This window comes from Caulobacter sp. GW821-FHT12D05 (genome assembly GCF_058807295.1).
Map to the genome: position 1 here is coordinate 94550 of NZ_JBXAQO010000003.1, position 19292 is coordinate 113841.

Genomic DNA, 19292 nt, shown 5'->3' on the forward strand with positions numbered 1-19292 from the left:
CGTCGCGCCCAAGGGGGCGTTCAGCCTATGGCTTGAACAAGGCGGCGGACCGCTTCGTCGATCCGCGCGGCCTCGATCTGGCCAAAGCCGAGGACCAGTCCTGGGGGCGCCGCACGCTCGGCGGCGTAGGTGTCCAGGGGATCCACGGCGACGCCAAAGGTCGCCGCGCGAACGACGACCGCGCGGGCGTCGGCGGACGGGGCGAGCAGGGCGGTGATGTGCAGACCGGCCGGGGCGGGGATCGGCTCCAGCTTGCCGTCGGCATGGGCCGCCAGGGCGTCCAGCAGGGCCGTGCGCCGCTCGGCATAGACCCGCCGCATCCGGCGTACGTGGCGGGCCAGGTGACCCTCGGCGATGAAGGCGGCCAGGGTGGCGTGCTCGATGGCCGGGCCGTGCCAGTCGCTGCGCTCGCGGGCGGCCAGCAGGGCGGCCCTGGCGCGCGCGGGGGCGACCACGAAGCCGATGCGCAGGGCCGGCAGCAGGCTCTGGGAGAAGGTGCCGACATAGACCACCCGCCCGTCGGGATCCTGGGCTCCCAGGGGCGGCTGCGGCGGGCTCTCGAAGCGGAACTCGCCGCCATAGTCGTCCTCGACCACCAGGGCGTCGTTGCGGGCCGCCCAGGCCGCCAGGACGGCGCGGCGAGCGGGTGAGAGCGGCGGCCCCAGCGGGTACTGCTGCGAGGGCGTCAGGCAGACCAGGGCGGCCCCTTCTGGCAGGGCCTCGACGACCAGGCCCTCGCGGTCGACCGGCGCGGCGACGACCTTCGCCCCGGCGGCGACGAAGGCCTCGCGGGCGGCGGGATAGCCAGGGTCCTCGACCACCACCGTACGACCGGGGCCGGTCAGGGTGCGAGCCACCAGCTCGAAGGCCTGCTGGGCGCCGACCGTGACGATGACGTCCTCGGCCGCGCAGGCCAGGCCGCGGGCGAAGGACAGGTGCCCGGCGATCGCCTCGCGCAGGGCCGGATGGCCGGCGGGCTCGCGATAGACCCCGCCGGCGCGCCCGAACTGTCGCAGCGCCCGGCCCGTCAGGCGGCCCCAGATGTCGAATGGAAAGGCGCTGGCGTCCGGACGTCCGGGGCGCAGGTTGAAGGCTGCCTCGGGCCGCGTGGCGGGGCCTGGCGACGCCTTCGCCGATCCGCCGGCCACGAAGGTCCCGGCGCCGGGCTTTGAGACGATATGGCCCTCGCTCAGCAGCAGGTCGTAAACGGCCATGGCGGTGTTGCGGGAGAGGCCAAGCTGCTCGGCCAGGGCGCGGCTGGCGGGCAGTTGCAGGCCGGGCGCCAGGCGGCCGTCCAGGATCGCCGCCTTCAGCTGCTCGTGCAGCCGGCGGCGCACGTCGCGCGAACCGGCGGGCGGCAGCTGCAGCGGCAGTTCCAGGACGACGCTCATGCCCGACTTTGTGCGCGTGGGCGCGCGCGAGCTCAAGCACCCGCCGCGCGGCGCCCCAAGGTTCGCGGGGATTGGCTCTCGTTCCCGCCCGGCGGCGGCTCCAGAACCCTCGCCAGAGAGGGAGGACGCCATGAAGCGATCGATCGCATGGGGTTTGCTGACGGCTTTGCTGCTGGCCGCGCCGGCCTGGGCCGACCAGGACAACGTCAAGGCCAAGCCCGCCCAGGATATGTCGGGCCTGACCGCTTTCGACCTGCGGGTCGGCAAGTGGAAGGCCACGCACCGCCGCCTGAAGGAGCGCCTGGTCGGCGACACCCGCTGGGAGACCTTCACCGGCGAGCAGGTCTGGTGGAAGACCATGAACGGCCAGGGCAATGCCGACGACAACCTGCTGCGCCTGCCCGACGGCGACTACTGGGGCCTGACGACGCGCGCCTACGACCCCGCGACCGGCGAGTGGGCCATCTGGTGGCTGGACGCCCGCCGGCCCGGCGTCATGGACACGCCGGTGAAGGGCAAGTTCGTAAATGGCGTCGGGACCTTCTATGCCGACGACACCCTGCGCGGGAAACCGATCAAGGTGCGCTTCACCTGGTCGAACATCACCGCGACCGGCGCCCACTGGGAGCAGGCCTTCTCGCCCGACGGCGGCAAGACCTGGGAAGTGAACTGGTACACCGACTTCGAGAAGATCAGCTGATGGACCTGTGTCGCCGCGACCTGATCGGTCTCGCCCTGGCCACGCCCGCCCTGATCGCCGCCCGCGAGGCCTTCGCCGGCGAGGGCAAGGGCTCGATCCACGACTTCGACTTCTTCATCGGCTCCTGGACCGTGCGCCACCGCCGCCTGCGCAAGCGCCTGGCGGGCAACACCGAGTGGGAGGCGTTCGACGGGACCACCGTGTGCCAGGCCCTGCTGGGCGGGGTGGTGAACCTCAACGAAAGCAAGGCCCTGCGCGCCACCGGTCCAACGGCGGGCATGGGGCTGCGGGCCTACGACGCCAAGACCGACACCTGGGCCGACTGGTATCTCAGCGCCGCCAATCCGCACGAGATCGGCCCGCCGGGCATCGGGCGCTTTTCGAACGGCGTCGGGACCTTCCTGTCGGACGAGACCTTCGAAGGCCGGCCGATCAAGGTGCGCGGCCAGTTCCGTTCGCTGTCGCCGACCGAGGCGCAGTGGGACCAGGCCTTCTCGCCCGACGGTGGCGCGACCTGGGAGACCAACTGGATCATGCGCTACTCAAAGGTCGCCGGATGATCGTTCGGCGCGCCCTGGCGGCGGACCTGCCGGTCCTGGCGCCGCTGTTCGATCGTTATCGCCAGTTCTACGGCCAACCGGCTGACCTTGAGCGGGCGCGGGCCTTCCTGACCGAGCGGTTCGAGCGGGGCGAGTCCGTGGTGTTCCTGGCCGTCCACGGCGGCGAGGCGATGGGGTTCGTGCAGCTCTATCCCGGCTTCTCGTCGGTGCGGGCGGCGCGGACCTTCGTGCTCAACGACCTGTATGTCACGGGTGATCGGCGGCGCGGCGGCGTCGGGCGGGCCTTGGTCGAAGCGGCGACGGCGCATGCCCGCGAAGCCGGAGCAGTCGGCCTGTCCCTGGTCACCGGCATCGACAACCGCCGGGCCCAGGCGCTGTACGAAGGCCTGGGCTGGGCGCGCGAGACGGCCTTCGTCGAATACGGCCTCTCCCTAGGGCGCGGGGACCTCGAAGATGTCCATCCGGCCGGGACCGATGGCCGGGCAGTAGGCTGAGTAGAACAGCAGGCCCGGTCGGCGCGGATCGACCGCCGGGCCGTTGTTGATCTCCGCCGAGCAGTTGACCGGCGTAGGCAGCGGCTGGCGGCCGGTGAAGGCCTTGGTCGCGATGTAGAGCTTCACGCCACTCTCGGCCTTCAGATCTCCGGAGGCGAAGACCAGGCGGCCATCCGCCAGCACCGTGGCGTCGAAGTCGTCCAGCGGGCCATTGACGCCGGGACCCAGGTTGCGGACCGGGGTGGCGCCCGCGAGGTCGCCTTCGAACAGATCCTGGCCGCCCGCGCCGCCATGGCCGCTGGACGAGAAGATCAGCTTGCCGTCCGCCGTGGGGTTCGGCGCCCACTCGTCGCCGGCCGTGTTGAAGCGGGGACCCAGATTGCGCGGCGTGCCGTAGACCAGGGTCTTGGGGTCCCGCTCGACCGCCCACAGGTCGTCGCCGCCCAGACCGCCGGGACGGTTGGAGAAGAAATAGACCGTGCGGCCGTCCGGCGAGAAGGCCGGGTCGAACTCGTTGGCTGGCGTCTCGAACGACACCGGCGCGGCCGGGCTCCAGCCGTCGCCCTCGCGGCAGGTCTGGAGGATCTTCCAGTCGTCCTTGGTGGTGATCGACCCCCACAGCATGCAGCGGCCATCGGGGCTGAAGGCTGGGCGGACCTCGGTCGCGGGCGTGTCGACTACACCCGGCATGAACGGCTTCGGGGCTGCGGCCAGGGCGAGGGCGGCGAGAAGGCTCAGCATGGGCCGACCTTACGCCTGCCTTGGCCGCCGACCAGGGGACGATTGCGGAAACGAAAAACGCCGCCCCGGTCTCCCGAGGCGGCGCTGATCTTATCGAGGGCGAAGAGCCCTACTTGTTCTCGGTGACCGGCTTGCCGGCCGCGGCGGCCGCCTTGGCGGTGACCTCGGCGACCTTGGCCGCCGGCTTGGGCAGCTTCGGCGTGTTGGCGACGCCGCCCGACTGCAGCACGGCGATGGCGCGTTGCAGCTGGAAGTCGCCCTTCTTGTCGTCGAAGGCGGTCGGCGGGGCTTCGGCCGGCGCGTGCGGCGCGATGCGGGTCTTGCCCTCGTCGGCGTTCAGCGCGTTCTTGAAGCTGGCTTCGCTGAACCAGACGCGGTTGGCGATGTCCTGGGCCTGGTCGCGGGTCTGAGCGACCTCGAGGTCCGGGGCGATGCCGGTCTTCTGGATCGAGCGGCCCGACGGCGTGAAGTACTTGGCCGTGGTCAGCTTCAGGGCGCCGTCGGCCCCGCCGCGCAGCGGGATCACGGTCTGCACCGAACCCTTGCCGAAGCTGGTCAGGCCGACCAGCTCGGCGCGGTGACGATCCTGCAGGGCGCCGGCGACGATTTCAGCGGCCGAGGCCGAGCCCTGGTTGATCAGCACCACCATCGGCAGGCCGTTCAGCATGTCGCCCGCGCGGGCGTTGTAGCGCTGGATGTTGCGCGGATCGCGGCCGCGCTGGCTGACCACCTCGCCGCCGTCCAGGAACACGTCGGCCACGCCGACGGCTTGATCCAGGAGACCGCCCGGATTGTTCCGCAGGTCGAGGATCAGGCCCTTCATCTTGGGGTTCTTGGCCTTCAGGTCGCTGATCGACGACACGAGGGCGTCGGTCGCCTTCTCGTTGAAGCCGGGCAGGCGCACATAGCCGTAGTCGCCTTCCATGCGGGCGATGGCGGCCTTGGGCTTGATCACTTCGCGGATCAGCTTGACGTCGAACGGATCGGTCTTGTCGCGGGCGATGGTCAGGGTGACGCCTTCGCCGGCCGTGCCGCGCATCTGCTTGACGGCCTCGGTGACCGTCAGGCCCAGCACGCTCTGGCCGTTGACCGCGGTGATGTAGTCGCCGGCCTGGATGCCCGCGCGCGAGGCCGGGGTGCCGTCCATCGGCGAGATGACCTTCACGACGCCGTCTTCGCTGGTGACCTCGATGCCGAGGCCGCCATATTCGCCGCGCGTGGTGTCCTGCATGTCTTCGTAGCTGTCGGGCGACAGGTAGCCCGAGTGCGGGTCAAGGCTGGTCAGCATGCCGTCCAGGGCCGCCTCGATCAGCTTCTTGTCGTCGACCTCGGTGACGTACTGGTCCTCGACCGTGCCCAGCACGTCGCCGAAGAGCTCCAGCATCTTGTAGGTCTTGGTCTTGGGGGCGTTGTTCGCCTGGGCAATGGGGCTGACATAGGCCATGGCCCCCGCACCGAGGACGAAGGCCGAAACTCCGATGAGCAGATACTTGCGCATTAAGGCCCAGAAGGCTCCCTGGCGACGCGCGGCGTCGCAAACCGTGTTTAGCCCCGTCCAACCACTGACAGAGGCCGTAGGTAGAATTACGGCCACCATTACTGAAAAAGTCGTCTATCGCGACTCTTGTTTGAGCCAGCGTTCCGGGTCCGCCGGCTCGCCGTTCTCGCGGACCTCCAGATAGAGCTCCGGATCGGAAGATACATGATCCGGCATCTTCCCGATGGGGGCGCCCGCCGCGACAGATTGTCCTTGTACCGCTGTTATCTGGTCCAGACCGGCCAGAACCAGGTGATAGGCGCCCTGTGATCGCAGGATCAGCACCGCGCCCCAGCCATTCAGCGCGCCGGCATATTCGACGGTTCCGGCGGCGGGGGCGGTGACGGTCAGGCCCTTGTCGACGCGCAAGGTCAGGCCGGGAGACTTGCCGCCGGCCGGCATCTCGGCGCCGAAGCGGCGGACGATGGCCCCGGCGGCGGGACTGCGCAGGTGCAGCGGCCCGGTGGCCTCGACCCGGCCCAGGCCGTCGGTCAGCACGCCCAGGGTGCGCAGCTCGTTTTCCTCGGTCAGGGCTTCCTGGGCGTAGGCGCGCTCCAGCTGAGTCTTCTCGATGATCAGCCGCTCGATCTCGCCCTTGCGGTCGGCGACCACGCTCTCGGCGGTGAACAGCTCGGCCGAGGCGGCGGCGGCCTCGCGGCGCAGGGTCCCCACAGCGGTGGCCTGGCGGGCATAGGCGTCGGCCCGGCGCTGCAGGTCGGGCGTCATGGCCCGGATCAGGATGGCGGCCCGCACCGCGTCGCGGGCGTTGTTGGGCGCGACCAGCAAGGCAGGCGGCGGATCGCGGCGGAACAGCTGCAGGGCCGAGAGCAGCAGCGACAGTCGCTGCCGATTGACGCCCAGGTCGGCCAGGATCGAGCGCTCGCGGGCGTTCAAGGCTTCCAGCCGCGCCCGCTTGGCGTCGACATCGGCGCCGGCGGTGATGCGGGCGTGGTCCAGGCGGTCCAGCTCGGTCCGCAGGTCTTGGATCTCGCGGCGGGTGTCTGCGGCCTGCTGACGGTCCTTGGCGCGCTGGGTCTCGACGGCGCGATCAGCGCGCTGCCAGCCGACCACGACCGTGGGCACGGCGAGGGTGACGGCGATCAGACCGATGACCAGGGGGCGGCGAAGCATCTAGGTCTAGATGCCCTAATCCCTGTGATAGGGCGAGCCCGACAGGATGGTGGCGGCGCGATAGATCTGCTCGGCCAGCATCGCCCGAGCCATGGCGTGCGGCCAGGTCTGGATGCCAAAGGCCATGGTCTCGTTCGCCGAGGACAGGATCGAAGCGTCCAGGCCGTCGGCCCCGCCGATCAGGAACACCACGCGCCGGTTGCCGTCGTCGCGCAGCCGGGCCAGATGGTCGGAAAAGGCGCGGCTCTTCCAGGCCTTGCCGTGCTCGTCGCAGGCCACGACATAGGCGCCCTCGAGGTGCGGACGCAGCACCTCGGCCTCGGCGGCCTTGCCGGGCTTGCGGGCCTCGACCTCGACGATCTCGATCGGACCCAGCGCCAGGGCGCGGCCGGATGCGGTGGCCCGGGACGCATAGTCCACGGCCAGCTGCGCCTCGACCATGCGGCCAAGTTTCCCGACGGTGAGGATGGTGATCTTCATGGGAAAACAGCTCTAGGCCGTCACTCCGCAAAGAGCGACGGCCGAGCGTAGAGAGATCAGTTCGCCGCGGTGCGGTGCGGGGCGTCGACGGCCCAGATCTTCTCGATGTTGTAGAAGCTGCGCACTTCGGGACGGAACAGGTGGATGACGACGTCGCCGGCGTCGATCAGCACCCAGTCGCAGTGCGGCAGGCCTTCGACCCGCGCCTTGCCGTAGCCGTTTTCCTTCAGGGCGCGCAGCAGGTGGTCGGCCAGAGCGCCGACGTGACGGTGCGAACGGCCCGACGCCACGATCAGGCTGTCGGCGACCGAGCTCTTGTCGGCCAGATCGATGTGGACGATGTCCTGCGCCTTGTCATCGTCGAGGCGGGTCAGGATCAGACGCTCGAGCGCCTTCAGGTCCAGGGGCAGACTCAGGCCCGGGGATTCGTTCGAGGACTCGGCGCCGGCCGGGCCTTCGTGCGCATTAAGCGCGGGGTCGCTACGCAGCGTATTGCTCCTTATGGGGTCGCTGTGGATATCCCCCATAGCACGGAATTGGGCGAAAAGTGAGAGTTCGCGTGCGGACGGTCGATTCAGCCGTCGGCTAGAGGCGTTCGGGCAACGCCGAAAAGCTTGGCCTTCAGCCTCGCTTCACGCCTTTTTGCCGCGCTCGCATCGCCGTCGAGGACGCGAAATTCAGCGGTCCCGTCAGGTAGACCCAGGCCGGCGACTTGGCGTCCGGCAGCTTGGCGGCGGCGCTGGCGGGCCAGCGGGCGAAGGCGAAACGACGGGCGGCGGGCGCGGTGCGGGCCTTCAGCGCGATCCAGGGGCGTGAGATCACCGCCACGGGCACCTCGCGCATGATCTGGGTCCAGCCGCGCCAGCGATGGAAGGTGGCTAGGCTGTCGGCGCCCATGACCCAGACGAACTTCACGCCGGGATAACGCGCCCGCAGCACGCGCAGGGTGTCGATCGTGTATTGCGAGCCCAGCCGCGTCTCGGCGTCCGAGACGATCATGCCCGAGCCGCGCGCCCAGCGGCGGGCATTGGCCATGCGTTCGGCCACCGGCCGCGTCTCGTGCGCCGACTTCAGCGGGTTCTGCGGCGAGACCAGCCAGATGACGCGGTCCAGCTCCAGGCGGCGCATGGCCGTCTCGGCCACGTGGGCGTGGCCCTCGTGCGCCGGGTTGAAGCTGCCGCCGAACAGGCCAACGCGCATCCCGGGCTCCAGGTGGAACCCCAGACGTTGCGCGCTCGGCCGACCGGCCTCAGGGACGAGTCTGGCCGGTCCCGCGAACCACATATTTGAACGTCGTCAGTTGCTCGGCCCCGACCGGGCCGCGGGCATGAAGCTTGTCGGTGGCGATGCCGATCTCGGCGCCGAAGCCGAACTCGCCGCCGTCGGCGAACTGGGTCGAGGCGTTGACCAGCACGATGGCGCTGTCGACCTCGTTGACGAAGGCGTCGGCGGCGCTGGCGTCTTCGGTGATGATCGCGTCGGTGTGACCCGAGCCATAGGACCGGATGTGCTGAGCCGCGCCTGCCACGCCGTCGACCACGGCCACGGCCAGGATCGGGGCCAGGTATTCGGTGACCCAGTCCTCGGTGGTCGCCTTCTTCATGGTCGGCTCGATGGCGCGGGCAGCGGCGTCGCCGCGCAGCTCGCAACCGGCCTTGATCAGGGCGTCGGCGATCGGCGGCAGCAGCTTTTCGGCGGCGGCCTTGTCGACCAGCAGGGTCTCGGCCGCGCCGCAGACCGACACCCGGCGCAGCTTGGCGTTGACGACGATGTCGACGGCCTTCTTCAGGTCGGCGCCGGCATGGACGAAGACGTGGTTGAGGCCTTCCAGGTGGCCCAGCACCGGGGCGCGGGCCTCGGCCTGGACGCGGGCGACCAGGCTCTTGCCGCCACGCGGGATGATCAGGTCGATGGCCTTGTCCAGGCCCGACAGGATGGCGCCGACGGCGGCGCGGTCCGGGGTCCTGACGATCTGGACGGCGGCGGCGGGCAGGCCCGCCTTCGCCAGGCCGCGCTCGATCGCAGCGTGGATGGCGAGGTTGGAGTGGATGCACTCCGACCCCCCGCGCAGGATCACCGCATTGCCCGAGCGCACGCACAAAGCGGCCGCGTCGGCGGTCACGTTGGGGCGGCTCTCATAGATCATGGCGATCACGCCGATCGGCGTGCGCACGCGGGCGATGTCCAGGCCATTGGGCCGAGTCCAGCGCGAGGTGGCGACGCCGATCGGATCGGGAATGGCCGCGACGGCCTCGACGCCGGCGGCGACGCCTTCCAGGCGCTTGTCGTCCAGCAGCAGACGTTCCTGCATCGGGGCGGTCAGGCCGTTGGCGCCGGCGCGGGCCAGGTCCTTGGCGTTGGCGGCCAGGATGGCGGCGGCGTCCTCGCGGATGGCGGCGGCCATGGCCTGGATGGCGGCGGTGCGCTGCTCTGGCGTGGCGAGGCGGAGCGCGCGCGCGCCCTCACGAGCCGTCCGGCCCATCCCCGCCATCGTCGCCTGGAGGCTCGCGCCCGCGTCGTCCATCACCCTGGTTCCCTGGTAAGTTATGCTCAGGTTGAGGCTTACCTAGGCCCTTTCAGGGCAGGATGGAACGGGGTTCGTCTGAAAACGGATGGAGTTTGTCTGGGCGGTCAAGGCTTGCAGGTGAAGCGCGCATTGTATTCCGCGAGCGAGCCCATGCCCACTTCGGCCCTGAGCTGGTCGACCCTGACGGGCTCTTCGAGCGGTTGGGTGAAGCGTTGGCCGTCCCGACAGCCACCTTGGGTGCCGTAGCGCTGGTGGCGGCCGGCGTTTGTCGCCACTCGGTCGTAAAGATAGGCGTAGCTCTTTGGATCGGTCTCACCTTTTGCCCGCAACTTGTCGAGCAAGGCCAGGACCTCAGTCTGGAAGGTGACATCATCGTCGGCATGCTGGACCAGCAGCCAGGCATCTCTCTCGGCCTCGCGCCCGTAGCGGGAGATCGCGAACCAGCCACGGTTGCGCACCTCTTGCTTAATCCAGGCCACGTTGTCCGCATCAGCCCGGCAAATGCGGGTCCAAAGCGGCCAACTCGTCAGGTCACGTGCCGAGGGCGAGAGCGCACCCAGCAGAGCATCGTTCTCGAAGGCCCTGCGCAGGGTCTGGTCCATCGCAACGCGCAGAGCAAGCTCACGCCCGCGCGTCGTCTTCTCTGTCTTGGCGCGGTGAAGAAACGGGCGGATCGCGGCATCAAGGCTTAGGTCACCGCTCGACCCGCCAGCCATCAGTGATGACACGGCCCGGTCCCACCGGCGGACAGCGGCTGCAGCGGCGTCACGATCTTCGTGCCACTGGCGAGATGATGCGGCGTGCTGAGCGCCGTTCAGCCCGGCCAGGACCTCGGCCTCGGCATCCGTGCGGCAACGGGCCGGCAACTTGCCGTCCTTCAATCCCATGGCCGTGTTGGCCTTCTCACGGTAGGGGCTTATGGCGTCGGGGCCCTGGTCACTCCGCAGCCGCCAATAGTCGAAGGTGCGGGCCGCGTCGGGATCCTTCAGCAGCCGCTGCAGGGGAAAGTCGGCGGGGGCTGTGCCGGTCGTCATCGCAAGCGCGGCGATCAGCGCGGTTTTCATCATCCCACTTGTCCGACCCAATTTTCATCAATCTAGGATTGATGAACGGAGATAGTGCGCGATGCAAGTTGCGACTGCTCTGGCTGCTTTCCCGACAGCGTCACCATGCCGCGCCCGCCCATAGTGGCATCTTGGTCGCAGTGGGAGCGGTATTCGTCGCCTGGTCACTTCCTCGCCTTATAGCGGGCATCGGGCGCACCTATCTGTGCGTTCCGAGGAGCCCATGGACAGTTTGCTTTCCCCCGTCAGCGCGTTTGTTTCCGAGCACCAGGCTTGGGCCGGTCCGATCCTTGGGGTCCTGACCTTGCTGGAGTCGATGCTCCTGATCGGGGCTTTCGTGCCGGCGACGGCGCTGATGCTGCTGGCTGGCGGTCTGATCGCCAGCGGCGCGCTGGATCCGGTCGAGGTGTTCTTCTGGTGTGTCGCCGGCGCGGTGCTGGGCGACGCCGTCTCGTTCCAGATCGGCCGTCAACTGGGCGCCCGCGCCCTGCGCCATCCGTCGCTGCGTCCGCGTCGCCGCGCCGTGGCCCGCACGCGTCTGTTCGCCCGCCGCTATGGCGTGGTCTCGGTGTTCATCGGCCGCTTTTTCGGCCCGCTGCGGGCCTTCGTGCCGGTAATGGTCGGCATGCTGCGGATGCGCAGCTGGGTCTTCCAGCTGGCCAATGTGACCTCGGCCATGCTGTGGGTCGGCGTGCTGCTGGCCCCGGGCTATCTGGCGGCGCGCGGCCTGGCGCTGCTGGAGCTGCAAGGCTGGGTGCTGTGGCTGGTCCTGGGCGGCGGCGCGATCGTCGTGCTGGGCGGCTCAGCCCTGATCAACGCCCTGCGCCGTCCGGCTCCGCGTCGGCGTCAGCTGGCGCCGACCTTCTAGAGCGAAGAGCCGGCGGACGCACCGCCGGCCCTCGCGATCTCTCCTATTTGGCGTCCCAGGCGTAGGCCTTGTCCAGCCAGTCGCCCAGGCGGCCGTCGGGACGGGCCAGGCCGTGAATCCGCGCCATCTCGTCGGCCGACAACTCGAAGTCGAGGATGTCGAAGTTCTCCTCGATGCGCTTGGGGTTGCTGGTGCGCGGGATGGCGATGATCCCCTGCTGGATGATCCAGCGCAGGGTGACCTGGCCCGGCGTCTTGCCGTGGGCCTTGCCGATCTCGACCAGCACCGGATCGTTGGCGATCTTGCCCTGAGCCAGGGGCGACCAGGCGGTGATCGAGGTTCCCAGTTCGTCGGCCTTGGCCTTCAGGGTCTTCAGCGACAGGTAGGGATGGAACTCGACCTGGTCGGTGGCGATCGGGGCTTCCGACAGCTTGCTGGCCTCTTCCAGCAGGGTCGAGGGGAAGTTCGACAGGCCGATGGCGCGGGTCAGGCCGCGCGAACGCACCTCGTTCAAGGCCTTCAGGGTCTGCGCCAGCGGGACCTCGGGCTTGGGCCAGTGCAGCAGCAAGAGGTCGACATGGTCGAGGCCCAGCTTCTCCAGGCTCTTCTCGGCCGAGCGTTGCAAATCACCGTCGGCGAACTGGTCGATCCAGACCTTGGTGGTCAGGAAGATGTCGTCGCGCTTGACGCCGCTGTTGCGGATCCCCGCGCCGACGTCGCGTTCGTTGCCATAGATCTGGGCGGTGTCGATGTGGCGGTAGCCGACCTCCAGCGCCTTTTCGACCAGCGGGACGGCCGTGCCGTTCTCCAGCTGCCAGGTGCCAAAACCGAGGGCGGGCATCAGGACGTCGCCCGAGCGGATGGCGGGAACGAGCTTGGACATCAGGGAACTCCGGGAAAACGGTCAGGCGGATATAGGGGCGGGCCTCTCCAGCGACACCCTGGTGCGAACGCGTAAGAGGAACACGAAGATCAGGGCCACGGCGGCGAAGGCCAGGCTCATCTCGACCATGGTCAGCACCACCGGCGGATAGCCGCGCTTGGCGACGTTCATGAACGGGTACGGATAGAAGCCCGACAACGCGCCGTGGACCAGGGTCCAGACGCCGAACAGGGCCGGGAAGGCCATGGCCTTGGCCGCCGCGATCCAGCGCGCTTCGCCGTGTCCGCCGCGCAGGGCGACATCGGCCAGATAGGCCAGCGGCGTGATCGTATGCAGGATGAGATTGGAGACGAAGCGCAGGCCTTGCGGGTTCCACTGGCTGGCCAGCATCGTGTGATAGACGACGGCGGTGATCGTCAGATAGGTCGCGATCGAAGCGCGCGGGCCGCTCTGTTCGGCCCAGACCGCGAACGGGCTGGTCGGCGCGACCAGCGGCGCGGTCAGAGCGGCGGCGGCCAGCATGTTCGACAGGATCGTGAAGTAGCTGAAGAACTCGACCGACTTCACGGCCGCCGAGACCAGGGTCTCGTCATAGACCATCAGGCCGTACTGCAGGGCGGGACCGAAGCACGCGACGGCGGCGATCAGGATGCGCCAAGCTTTCATGTGTGCGTCTCGTCCCAGGCTTTCAGGATCTTCTTCGGCGCGGTGGCGCGCCACTGGCGGGTGACCAGCCGTTCGACCGTGCCCGGATGCGCGCCCGCCAGCCGGACCAGGACATAGGGGTAGTTCTTGAAGTGGTCGGTGAAGTGGAAGACGTCCGGCTCGGCCTCGATTAGCATCTCGCGCTCGTCGAACGGCACGGCGGGGCAGACCAGGCTTTCGCCGTCCTCGAACAGGCGGGTCAGGAACTTGCCGTGCGCCTTCAGGCACGGGCGGCTATAGGCGGTCCCGTCCTCGACGCCGGGCAGTTTGAACGCGAAGGCTCTCACGTCTTCGTATGTCATGGGCGTCCTCTCCAACCATGACTATATCTAGCGAATGGACACCGAGAACACCCTGAAGACGCCGGTGCTGGTGCTGGGCGCGACCAGCCTGATCGGCGATCATCTGCTGACCCTGCTCAAGGCCGAGGACCTGAACCCGACGGCGCTGAGCCGTCGGCCGCCGACGCAGGACATCTGCTGGATCGGTGGCGACCTCAAGGACGCCGACCTCGACGAGCGCCTGCCGGTCTCGGCCACGGTGTTCTCGCTGTCGCCGATCTGGCTGCTGGCGCCCGCACTGCCGGCGCTGAAGGCGCGGGGCATGGAGCGCCTGATCGCCTTCTCCTCGACCAGCCGCTTCACCAAGACCGACTCTCCGGACGCCGGCGAGCGCGCCGTGGCCCAGCAGCTGGCGGATGCGGAAGCCGCGGTCCAGACCTGGTGCGCCGCGCACGGCGTGGCCTGGACCATCCTGCGCCCCACCTTGATCTATGACGAAGGCCACGACGAGAACGTCAGCCGCATAGCCCGCCTGGTGAAGCGCTTTGGCGTCATGCCGCTGTCGGGCAAGGGCGAGGGGCTGCGCCAGCCGGTGCACGCCGCCGACCTGGCCGCCGGCGCCCTGGCCGCCGCCCATGCGCCGTCCACCCGCGACCGCGCCTACGACCTGGTGGGCGGCGAGACCGTGACCTATCGCGTGATGGTCGACCGGGTGTTCGAGGGGCTGGGCAAGCATCCGCGCAGCTTGCCGATGCCGGTGTGGCTGTTTGGCCTGATCATGCGCCTGGCCAAGCCGTTCTATCCCGGCGCGACCACGGCCATGGGCGCGCGGATGGGCCAGGACCTGACGTTCGACAGCTCGGACGCGATGCGGGACTTCGCGTGGAGCCCTCGCAAGTTCCACCCGAAGTTCTAGTCCGCGCCTAGTCCGCGTCCGCCAGCACCATGGCGAAGGGCGTCAGGGCGCCGTCCTGCTCGACATAGCCGCTGACCAGCTTGCGGTCGGGCGGGATGACGCCCAGGTCGATCTCCTCGCCGGGGAAGACGACGATACGGCGGTCGCCGATGCAGACCACCAACTCGTAGCCGTCCAGCGCCCGGCGCGACATGTTCTTGATGTAGGAATAGTACGGCTCGCGCCGCCAGGACGCGGGCTTGCCGGCGTCGACCACCAGGTTCAGGCGCTTGCCGTCGCGGTCGGTGTACATCACGAAGCCTGACTTGTCGGGCCGCCACTCGGGACCCAGCTTCTCGGACGTGATCCACAGGCACATGAAGCCCCGGCAGGCCGTTGGGCGCAGCTCGTAATTGCCGCAACCGCCGCCCTTCTTGAAGTGCGAGCACCAGACACCGTCGGCCTTGTCCAGGGCCTCGATCGCCAGGACCTTGCAGCACAGCCCGCACGAGCCGCAGCTCTTGCCGGCGGCGGGTTGGGCGAACTCCAGCTCACTCATGCCGCGAAGCTCCGCACGACACCAAGATCGACATCGCGGTCGGGGCGGATCTCATAACCGCGCTGACCGACCAGCACGTTCAGCGTCAGGCCATCGGCGGCGCCGCGCGCGGCCCAGGCGCGCAGGGTGGCGTGGTAGGGGGCCTTGCGCCAGGCTTCGGGGCTGGCCGGATCGACCTCGACCACCATGCGCTGGCCCTGGTCCTCACGGTGCAGGATGAAGCGCGCCCGGTCGGGCCGCCACTCCTCGCCCAGGCCCTCGCTCTTGAGCCAATAACAGGCGAAGTCGGCGCAGGCGGTGGGGCGATCGGCATAGATCGCGCAGCCCGAACCTTTGCGGAAATGGCCGCACCAGGCGTGCGGCGGCTTGGCCAGCGCCTCCACGCCCATCAGCTTGCAGCACATGCCGCAACCGCCGCAGCTTTTGTCGCCCATCCGCCCCTGCCCGAATTGGCTCAATCGTCAGGAGGCGGACATTACGAAGCTTGTGTGACGGTTTGATGGGGGAGGCGCGTCAGCCGCTCTTCACGGGCAGGCTGAACGGCTCAACACGTATCGAGCGAACGGCGCTTCCTTGGCCCCGCTCTTGGCGACAATGGTCCAGGTCAGCCGATCGCCGTCGCGCCGCCAGCGGTTGACGAAGGTGGCGTCCGGATAGGCGTAGCTAACGTCGAACCCGCCCGGCACCGCCGCGCCCTGGCCCACGGCGGTGAAGTCGCCGCCGAAGCTGTCGGACCAGAAGCCGGAGATCGCCGTGGGCGCGCCGTCCTTGGGCGCCGCGCCCTTGCCACCCAGCACCAGGTGAGCGGCGTAGCGGTCCTTGGGATCGGCGGTCGCGTGGCTGTCGGCCTCGACCGTCAGCATGGTCCCGAGGGCGACCGGGCGGGCGGCGAGGGTGATCTCGACCGCCTTGCCCATCACGTCGCCCGCGCCGCGCCAGCAGCCTTCCAGCGCGCGAACCTCGGCCGGCACGGGCGCCGGCGGCGGATCATCCGCCCAGGCCGCGCCCGCCATCGCCCACGCCAGGACGCTCACCCCCAACACCCGCATGCCCTATTCAACCCCCGTCGCGCTCCAGACGCCCAGCTCATTGCCGGACGGGTCGGTGAAATGGAAGCGGCGGCCGCCGGGGAAGCTGAAGATCGGGGCGGTGATCACGCCGCCGGCCTTGACCACCTTGTCCAGCATGGCTTCCAGGTCGTTGGCGTACAGGATGACCAGCGGACGGTCGGTGGCGCCCTCTTGCGGCTTGGTGAAACCACCGTCGGCGCCCTGGCCCTCGAAGGCGACATAGTCGGGACCGTAGTCGACGAAGCTCCAGCCGAAGGCGGCCGAATAGAAGCTCTTGGTGGCCGGCAGGTCGCCGCCCGGCCACTCGATATAGTCGATCTTGCCGTCCTCGCGCATGGCGGTCTCCTCAAACGATGTTCTGCAAATGTTCTAGTTGGCGCTCACGGCAGAGTCCAGACGCTGGTGCGCTTGACGGCGAAGTCTTCGAGCTCGCGGGTGGTCTCGACCTGGTACTCGGCCAGCTTCACCAGGTCGTCCTTGCGGAAATAGGTGCGGCCCGGATCGCCGATGAACACGCTGGACCCGGCGGCTCGGCCCTGCCGCAGCCAGTCCATCACCGCCTCGGCCATGGGCTTTTCGTAGCAGATGTCGCCGGCCAGCAGCACGTCGGTCACCGGCGGCGGAGCGTCCAGCAGGTTGACGTCGGTGAAGGCGACCGCGACGCCGTTGGCCTCGGCGTTCAGGCCAACGGCCGCCTCGCAGAACACGTCGATGTCGGCCGCCAGCACGCTGGCCGCGCCGGCCTTCATGGCCGCGATAGCGACGATGCCCGAACCGGTGGCGAAGTCGATGACCCGCTTGCCGGCGACGGTCTGCGGATTGTCGAGAATGTAGCGCGCCAGGGCCTGGCCGCCGGCCCAGGCGAAGGCCCAGAACGGCGGCGGCAGGCCGATCTCCTCCAGAGCCTCTTCGGTGAGCTTCCAGATCGGGGTGATCTCGTCGGCCAGGTGCAGCGACAGTTCCGGCGCATGCGGCGTCGGCTGGAAACGCGTGTTGTCGCGGATGAAGGCCCGGCGGCCTTCCAGGGTCTGGACGATCATGCCGCGCTTAGAGCACGGAGCTCGTCAGGCGGCGACCGGTTTGCTGGACGCAGCCTTTAGCACGGTCAGATAGCCCGGCGCGGTCAGCATGCCGGACGTCAGGCCCTTCTTCTCGAGCAGCCGGTGGGCCATCGGCAGGTTCCAGCACGGGGTGTGCATGAACATGTGGTGCTCGGCGTGGAAATTGACGTGGTAGGGCGCGATCAGGGCGCGCTCGAGCCAGTTGGCCTCGGTGGTGCGGGCGTGGCGGAACGGGTCGGGCTCGTCCTTGGCCACCAGGGCGTGTTCGGCGATGTTGCGCAAGCGGGTGACCAGCGGGAACCAGGTGGCCATCGGCACGATCCAGAGGGCCAGCCACGCCCACCAGAGACCGAAGGCGCTGAGCACGACGAGGATACCCAGGTTCCACAGCAGGAATGGTTTCTGCCGCGCGACCTCGCCGGCGAAGATCGCGCCTTTCGGCTGCCCAATGGACTTCGAACCCTTCATCTTGCCGAGCAGCGGTCCGAACCGCTGCTTGAAGAAGGTCTGGCCCGTCAGGTCGCGAATGATCTTCCGCCGCAGGGACGCCCGTGTGGTCGGGAAGGGCGCCGACAGGATCAGGTCCGGGTCCTCGGCCTGCTGGGCGAACTTGTGGTGGGTCAGGTGGTAGGGGCGATAGCTGGCCAGCGAGGCGCCGGTTGGCGCGGCGCACAACCACTCGCCCAACCAGTCATTGACCTTGAGGTTCGGGTGCAGCCCGCCGTGCGCGGCCTCGTGCATCAGGATCGCCAGGCCCAGCTGCCGCGCGCCGATCAGCATCACGGCCAGGACATAGGTCAGCGGGTTCGGGAAGACGACGAACAGCGCACCGGCGCCGATGATCACGGCCCAGGCGTGGGCGACCATCGCGATGCCGCGCCAGGACGAGCGCGCGGAAATTCGCGTCCATTCGTCGGGCGTGAAAAGATCCTGGGGTTTGACACGCGCTGCGACGGCCATGGAACGATCATCGCACATTCAGATTAGGCCTGACAGCATGACCCGACGTCACATTCTGGAGCCCGATATGCGCCGACTGATCCTAGCTCTCGCCCTCTCGGCCGTCGCCATGCCGGCCGCCGCCGCCAGCTTCGATTGCCGCAAGGCTCGGACCTCGGACGAGAAAGCGATCTGCGCCAACCGCGACCTGAACGACCAGGACGTGCGGATGGACCAGCTGTATGGCATTACCCGCCACCTGGTGCCGATGGGCGGTCGCGGCGCGATCATGGACGATCAGCGTGCCTGGCTGCAGGCCCGCAAGGCGTGCGGCGCCAACCAGGCCTGCCTGAAACGCAGCTATGACGGCCGCATCCGCCAGCTGAACACGGTCATGGACCGCGTCTACAGCAACGGACCGTTCTAGTTTTTAGAAGCTGACGCCCGGCTTCCACAGCCCCGCGACCAGGCCGGCGAACACGATCAGGCCGGCGATGGCGTTGGACTTGAACAGCTTCAACGCCGCCGGGCCGTCGTCGACGCGGACGGCGGCCGCCTGGCGCGACAGGTGCAGGGCGAAGAGGGCCGCCAGCGGCAGGAACAGCGGGCCGATGTTCCCAACCCAGCCGGCCGCGACCAGCAAGCAGAACGAGGCCAGGTAGAAGCCGGCCACGCCGATCTGGAGGTGCTGGCCGAGGCGCCGGGTCGAGGACTTGATGCCGGCCAGGGCGTCGTCCTCGATGTCCTGGATGGCGTAGATCGTGTCGTAGCCCAGGGTCCAGAAGATGCCCGCGGCGTAGAGCAGGGCGGCCGACCACGACAGGTGATGGGTGGCGGCGGCGTAGCCCAGCAGGGCGCCCCAGTTGAAGGTCAGGCCAAGCCACGCCTGCGGCCACCAGGTGATCCGCTTCATGAACGGGTAGCCGGCCACCAGGCCCAGCGACAGCACGCCCAGCCCGATCGCCACCCAGCCCAGGGTGAGCAGGATCAAGAGGCTGACCAGGCTGCAACCCACCAGGAACATCCAGGCCTGCTTCACCGTGATCAGTCCGGCCGGGATCGGGCGCATGGCGGTGCGGGCCACCTGGGCGTCGAAGTCGCGGTCGACGATGTCGTTGAACGCGCAGCCGGCCGCCCGCATCAGGGCCGCGCCGATGAACACCGCCAGCAGCAGCAGCGGATTGGGCCAGTGGCCCTGTTCGGCGGCGGCCAGGGCGATGCCTTGCCAGCCGGGCAGCATCAGCAGCCAGATCCCCGCCGGCCGATCGAACCGGCCCAGCTTCAGCCAGGGGCGAAGTCCCACGGGCGCGTGGCGGTCGACCCAGTTGGTGGCGGCGGCGTCGGGCAGGATGGCGGTGGTCGTCATAGGGCGAGGCTTACCGCGCGAGCCGAAAGACGTCCTATAG

The 19292-nt window shown here is 69.0% G+C and carries 25 protein-coding genes; 6 read left to right on the plus strand and 19 right to left on the minus strand.

The window, feature by feature from the left end; all coding sequences use genetic code 11:
- Window positions 1–20: 20 nt before the first annotated feature.
- Window positions 21–1391 (minus strand): MocR-like pyridoxine biosynthesis transcription factor PdxR, encoded by a 1371-nt coding sequence (gene pdxR / locus AC1RRR_RS13235; RefSeq protein WP_492813720.1) that lies wholly within the window; start codon window positions 1389–1391, stop codon window positions 21–23.
- Between the two features lie 130 nt (window positions 1392–1521).
- Between pdxR and AC1RRR_RS13240 the strand changes: the two genes are divergently transcribed.
- The 3 genes from AC1RRR_RS13240 to AC1RRR_RS13250 are packed head-to-tail and all read left to right on the plus strand — an operon-like array spanning window position 1522 to window position 3145.
- Window positions 1522–2091, plus strand: coding sequence for a DUF1579 domain-containing protein (locus tag AC1RRR_RS13240; protein ID WP_492813721.1), 570 nt, complete (start codon window positions 1522–1524; stop codon window positions 2089–2091).
- Window positions 2091–2651, plus strand: a complete 561-nt coding sequence (locus AC1RRR_RS13245) for a DUF1579 domain-containing protein (protein WP_492813722.1) — start codon at window positions 2091–2093, stop codon at window positions 2649–2651. The genes AC1RRR_RS13240 and AC1RRR_RS13245 overlap by 1 nt, the downstream gene beginning before the upstream one ends.
- The gene (locus tag AC1RRR_RS13250) at window positions 2648–3145 is read left to right on the plus strand and encodes a GNAT family N-acetyltransferase (protein ID WP_492813724.1); all 498 of its coding nucleotides are present in this window, start codon (window positions 2648–2650) and stop codon (window positions 3143–3145) included. Before AC1RRR_RS13245 ends, AC1RRR_RS13250 begins: the two co-directional genes overlap by 4 nt.
- On the opposite strand, the gene AC1RRR_RS13255 is transcribed toward AC1RRR_RS13250, so the two are convergent.
- The 8 genes from AC1RRR_RS13255 to AC1RRR_RS13290 all read right to left on the minus strand — a co-directional run bounded on the left by AC1RRR_RS13255 (window position 3083) and on the right by AC1RRR_RS13290 (window position 10628).
- The gene (locus tag AC1RRR_RS13255; protein ID WP_492813725.1) at window positions 3083–3886 is read right to left on the minus strand and encodes a TolB family protein; all 804 of its coding nucleotides are present in this window, start codon (window positions 3884–3886) and stop codon (window positions 3083–3085) included. The two genes, AC1RRR_RS13250 and AC1RRR_RS13255, sit on opposite strands and share 63 nt — an antisense overlap.
- 109 nt (window positions 3887–3995) lie before the next feature.
- Complete coding sequence (locus tag AC1RRR_RS13260) at window positions 3996–5384, minus strand: S41 family peptidase (RefSeq protein ID WP_492813727.1); 1389 nt, start codon at window positions 5382–5384, stop codon at window positions 3996–3998.
- Between the two features lie 114 nt (window positions 5385–5498).
- On the minus strand, window positions 5499–6554 hold the full coding sequence (locus AC1RRR_RS13265) for a murein hydrolase activator EnvC family protein (RefSeq protein WP_492813729.1): 1056 nt from the start codon (window positions 6552–6554) through the stop codon (window positions 5499–5501).
- 15 nt (window positions 6555–6569) lie between these two features.
- Window positions 6570–7034, minus strand: coding sequence for a 23S rRNA (pseudouridine(1915)-N(3))-methyltransferase RlmH (rlmH, locus tag AC1RRR_RS13270; RefSeq protein ID WP_492813731.1), 465 nt, complete (start codon window positions 7032–7034; stop codon window positions 6570–6572).
- A 56-nt stretch (window positions 7035–7090) separates the two neighbouring features.
- A complete protein-coding gene (gene rsfS / locus AC1RRR_RS13275; protein WP_492815236.1) occupies window positions 7091–7522 on the minus strand; it encodes a ribosome silencing factor in 432 nt (143 codons plus the stop codon).
- Between the two features lie 133 nt (window positions 7523–7655).
- Complete coding sequence (locus AC1RRR_RS13280) at window positions 7656–8318, minus strand: nicotinate-nucleotide adenylyltransferase (protein ID WP_492813733.1); 663 nt, start codon at window positions 8316–8318, stop codon at window positions 7656–7658.
- Window positions 8284–9558 (minus strand): glutamate-5-semialdehyde dehydrogenase, encoded by a 1275-nt coding sequence (locus tag AC1RRR_RS13285; RefSeq protein WP_492813734.1) that lies wholly within the window; start codon window positions 9556–9558, stop codon window positions 8284–8286. Before AC1RRR_RS13285 ends, AC1RRR_RS13280 begins: the two co-directional genes overlap by 35 nt.
- Before the next feature lie 107 nt (window positions 9559–9665).
- Window positions 9666–10628, minus strand: coding sequence for a DUF6624 domain-containing protein (locus AC1RRR_RS13290; protein WP_492813735.1), 963 nt, complete (start codon window positions 10626–10628; stop codon window positions 9666–9668).
- 220 nt (window positions 10629–10848) lie between these two features.
- Here AC1RRR_RS13290 and AC1RRR_RS13295 point away from each other — a divergent pair, with 220 nt between their 5' ends.
- Window positions 10849–11493: a DedA family protein gene (locus AC1RRR_RS13295; RefSeq protein WP_492813737.1), complete on the plus strand. Its 645-nt coding sequence runs from the start codon at window positions 10849–10851 to the stop codon at window positions 11491–11493.
- A gap of 43 nt (window positions 11494–11536) precedes the next feature.
- On the opposite strand, the gene AC1RRR_RS13300 is transcribed toward AC1RRR_RS13295, so the two are convergent.
- Genes AC1RRR_RS13300 through AC1RRR_RS13310 form a run of 3 tightly spaced genes read right to left on the minus strand, consistent with a single transcriptional unit; the run spans window position 11537 to window position 13383 of the window.
- Window positions 11537–12376, minus strand: a complete 840-nt coding sequence (locus AC1RRR_RS13300; protein WP_492813738.1) for an aldo/keto reductase — start codon at window positions 12374–12376, stop codon at window positions 11537–11539.
- 21 nt (window positions 12377–12397) lie between these two features.
- Window positions 12398–13042 carry a Pr6Pr family membrane protein gene (locus tag AC1RRR_RS13305; protein WP_492813740.1) on the minus strand — a complete coding sequence of 215 codons (645 nt, stop codon included), beginning with the start codon at window positions 13040–13042 and terminating at the stop codon, window positions 12398–12400.
- Window positions 13039–13383: an MmcQ/YjbR family DNA-binding protein gene (locus tag AC1RRR_RS13310; protein ID WP_492813741.1), complete on the minus strand. Its 345-nt coding sequence runs from the start codon at window positions 13381–13383 to the stop codon at window positions 13039–13041. Before AC1RRR_RS13310 ends, AC1RRR_RS13305 begins: the two co-directional genes overlap by 4 nt.
- Before the next feature lie 34 nt (window positions 13384–13417).
- Here AC1RRR_RS13310 and AC1RRR_RS13315 point away from each other — a divergent pair, with 34 nt between their 5' ends.
- Entirely contained in the window at window positions 13418–14278 is an 861-nt protein-coding gene (locus AC1RRR_RS13315; RefSeq protein WP_492813743.1) for an SDR family oxidoreductase, read from the plus strand.
- A gap of 7 nt (window positions 14279–14285) precedes the next feature.
- Here the strand turns inward: AC1RRR_RS13315 and AC1RRR_RS13320 are convergent, their stop codons facing one another.
- The 6 genes from AC1RRR_RS13320 to AC1RRR_RS13345 form a co-directional block, all read right to left on the minus strand.
- A complete protein-coding gene (locus AC1RRR_RS13320; RefSeq protein ID WP_492813745.1) occupies window positions 14286–14816 on the minus strand; it encodes a CxxCxxCC domain-containing protein in 531 nt (176 codons plus the stop codon).
- Complete coding sequence (locus AC1RRR_RS13325; protein ID WP_492813746.1) at window positions 14813–15250, minus strand: YkgJ family cysteine cluster protein; 438 nt, start codon at window positions 15248–15250, stop codon at window positions 14813–14815. The genes AC1RRR_RS13320 and AC1RRR_RS13325 overlap by 4 nt, the downstream gene beginning before the upstream one ends.
- A gap of 90 nt (window positions 15251–15340) precedes the next feature.
- Window positions 15341–15850 (minus strand): hypothetical protein, encoded by a 510-nt coding sequence (locus tag AC1RRR_RS13330; protein WP_492813747.1) that lies wholly within the window; start codon window positions 15848–15850, stop codon window positions 15341–15343.
- Between the two features lie 18 nt (window positions 15851–15868).
- Window positions 15869–16222, minus strand: a complete 354-nt coding sequence (locus AC1RRR_RS13335; protein WP_454758387.1) for a VOC family protein — start codon at window positions 16220–16222, stop codon at window positions 15869–15871.
- A gap of 44 nt (window positions 16223–16266) precedes the next feature.
- Window positions 16267–16926, minus strand: coding sequence for a class I SAM-dependent methyltransferase (locus tag AC1RRR_RS13340; RefSeq protein ID WP_492813749.1), 660 nt, complete (start codon window positions 16924–16926; stop codon window positions 16267–16269).
- Window positions 16927–16950: 24 nt separating this feature from the next.
- Entirely contained in the window at window positions 16951–17907 is a 957-nt protein-coding gene (locus tag AC1RRR_RS13345; RefSeq protein ID WP_492813751.1) for a fatty acid desaturase family protein, read from the minus strand.
- Window positions 17908–17974: 67 nt separating this feature from the next.
- On the opposite strand from AC1RRR_RS13345, the gene AC1RRR_RS13350 reads away from it, so the two are divergent.
- On the plus strand, window positions 17975–18313 hold the full coding sequence (locus AC1RRR_RS13350) for a lysozyme inhibitor LprI family protein (protein ID WP_492813753.1): 339 nt from the start codon (window positions 17975–17977) through the stop codon (window positions 18311–18313).
- A gap of 3 nt (window positions 18314–18316) precedes the next feature.
- On the opposite strand, the gene ubiA is transcribed toward AC1RRR_RS13350, so the two are convergent.
- On the minus strand, window positions 18317–19252 hold the full coding sequence (ubiA, locus tag AC1RRR_RS13355; protein ID WP_492813755.1) for a 4-hydroxybenzoate octaprenyltransferase: 936 nt from the start codon (window positions 19250–19252) through the stop codon (window positions 18317–18319).
- Window positions 19253–19292: the final 40 nt, after the last annotated feature.

Coding starts and splice junctions, on each gene's coding strand:
- AC1RRR_RS13320 (WP_492813745.1), bottom strand. CDS start 14,816: ATGAGTGAGCTGGAGTTCGCCCAACCCGCCGCCGGCAAGAGCTGCGGC.
- AC1RRR_RS13240 (WP_492813721.1), top strand. CDS start 1,522: ATGAAGCGATCGATCGCATGGGGTTTGCTGACGGCTTTGCTGCTGGCC.
- AC1RRR_RS13265 (WP_492813729.1), bottom strand. CDS start 6,554: ATGCTTCGCCGCCCCCTGGTCATCGGTCTGATCGCCGTCACCCTCGCC.
- pdxR (WP_492813720.1), bottom strand. CDS start 1,391: ATGAGCGTCGTCCTGGAACTGCCGCTGCAGCTGCCGCCCGCCGGTTCG.
- rlmH (WP_492813731.1), bottom strand. CDS start 7,034: ATGAAGATCACCATCCTCACCGTCGGGAAACTTGGCCGCATGGTCGAG.
- AC1RRR_RS13295 (WP_492813737.1), top strand. CDS start 10,849: ATGGACAGTTTGCTTTCCCCCGTCAGCGCGTTTGTTTCCGAGCACCAG.
- AC1RRR_RS13335 (WP_454758387.1), bottom strand. CDS start 16,222: ATGCGCGAGGACGGCAAGATCGACTATATCGAGTGGCCGGGCGGCGAC.
- AC1RRR_RS13300 (WP_492813738.1), bottom strand. CDS start 12,376: ATGTCCAAGCTCGTTCCCGCCATCCGCTCGGGCGACGTCCTGATGCCC.
- AC1RRR_RS13250 (WP_492813724.1), top strand. CDS start 2,648: ATGATCGTTCGGCGCGCCCTGGCGGCGGACCTGCCGGTCCTGGCGCCG.
- AC1RRR_RS13285 (WP_492813734.1), bottom strand. CDS start 9,558: ATGGACGACGCGGGCGCGAGCCTCCAGGCGACGATGGCGGGGATGGGC.
- AC1RRR_RS13310 (WP_492813741.1), bottom strand. CDS start 13,383: ATGACATACGAAGACGTGAGAGCCTTCGCGTTCAAACTGCCCGGCGTC.
- AC1RRR_RS13255 (WP_492813725.1), bottom strand. CDS start 3,886: ATGCTGAGCCTTCTCGCCGCCCTCGCCCTGGCCGCAGCCCCGAAGCCG.
- AC1RRR_RS13340 (WP_492813749.1), bottom strand. CDS start 16,926: ATGATCGTCCAGACCCTGGAAGGCCGCCGGGCCTTCATCCGCGACAAC.
- AC1RRR_RS13350 (WP_492813753.1), top strand. CDS start 17,975: ATGCGCCGACTGATCCTAGCTCTCGCCCTCTCGGCCGTCGCCATGCCG.
- AC1RRR_RS13315 (WP_492813743.1), top strand. CDS start 13,418: ATGGACACCGAGAACACCCTGAAGACGCCGGTGCTGGTGCTGGGCGCG.
- AC1RRR_RS13345 (WP_492813751.1), bottom strand. CDS start 17,907: ATGGCCGTCGCAGCGCGTGTCAAACCCCAGGATCTTTTCACGCCCGAC.
- AC1RRR_RS13280 (WP_492813733.1), bottom strand. CDS start 8,318: ATGTGGTTCGCGGGACCGGCCAGACTCGTCCCTGAGGCCGGTCGGCCG.
- AC1RRR_RS13260 (WP_492813727.1), bottom strand. CDS start 5,384: ATGCGCAAGTATCTGCTCATCGGAGTTTCGGCCTTCGTCCTCGGTGCG.
- ubiA (WP_492813755.1), bottom strand. CDS start 19,252: ATGACGACCACCGCCATCCTGCCCGACGCCGCCGCCACCAACTGGGTC.
- AC1RRR_RS13245 (WP_492813722.1), top strand. CDS start 2,091: ATGGACCTGTGTCGCCGCGACCTGATCGGTCTCGCCCTGGCCACGCCC.
- AC1RRR_RS13290 (WP_492813735.1), bottom strand. CDS start 10,628: ATGATGAAAACCGCGCTGATCGCCGCGCTTGCGATGACGACCGGCACA.
- AC1RRR_RS13325 (WP_492813746.1), bottom strand. CDS start 15,250: ATGGGCGACAAAAGCTGCGGCGGTTGCGGCATGTGCTGCAAGCTGATG.
- AC1RRR_RS13305 (WP_492813740.1), bottom strand. CDS start 13,042: ATGAAAGCTTGGCGCATCCTGATCGCCGCCGTCGCGTGCTTCGGTCCC.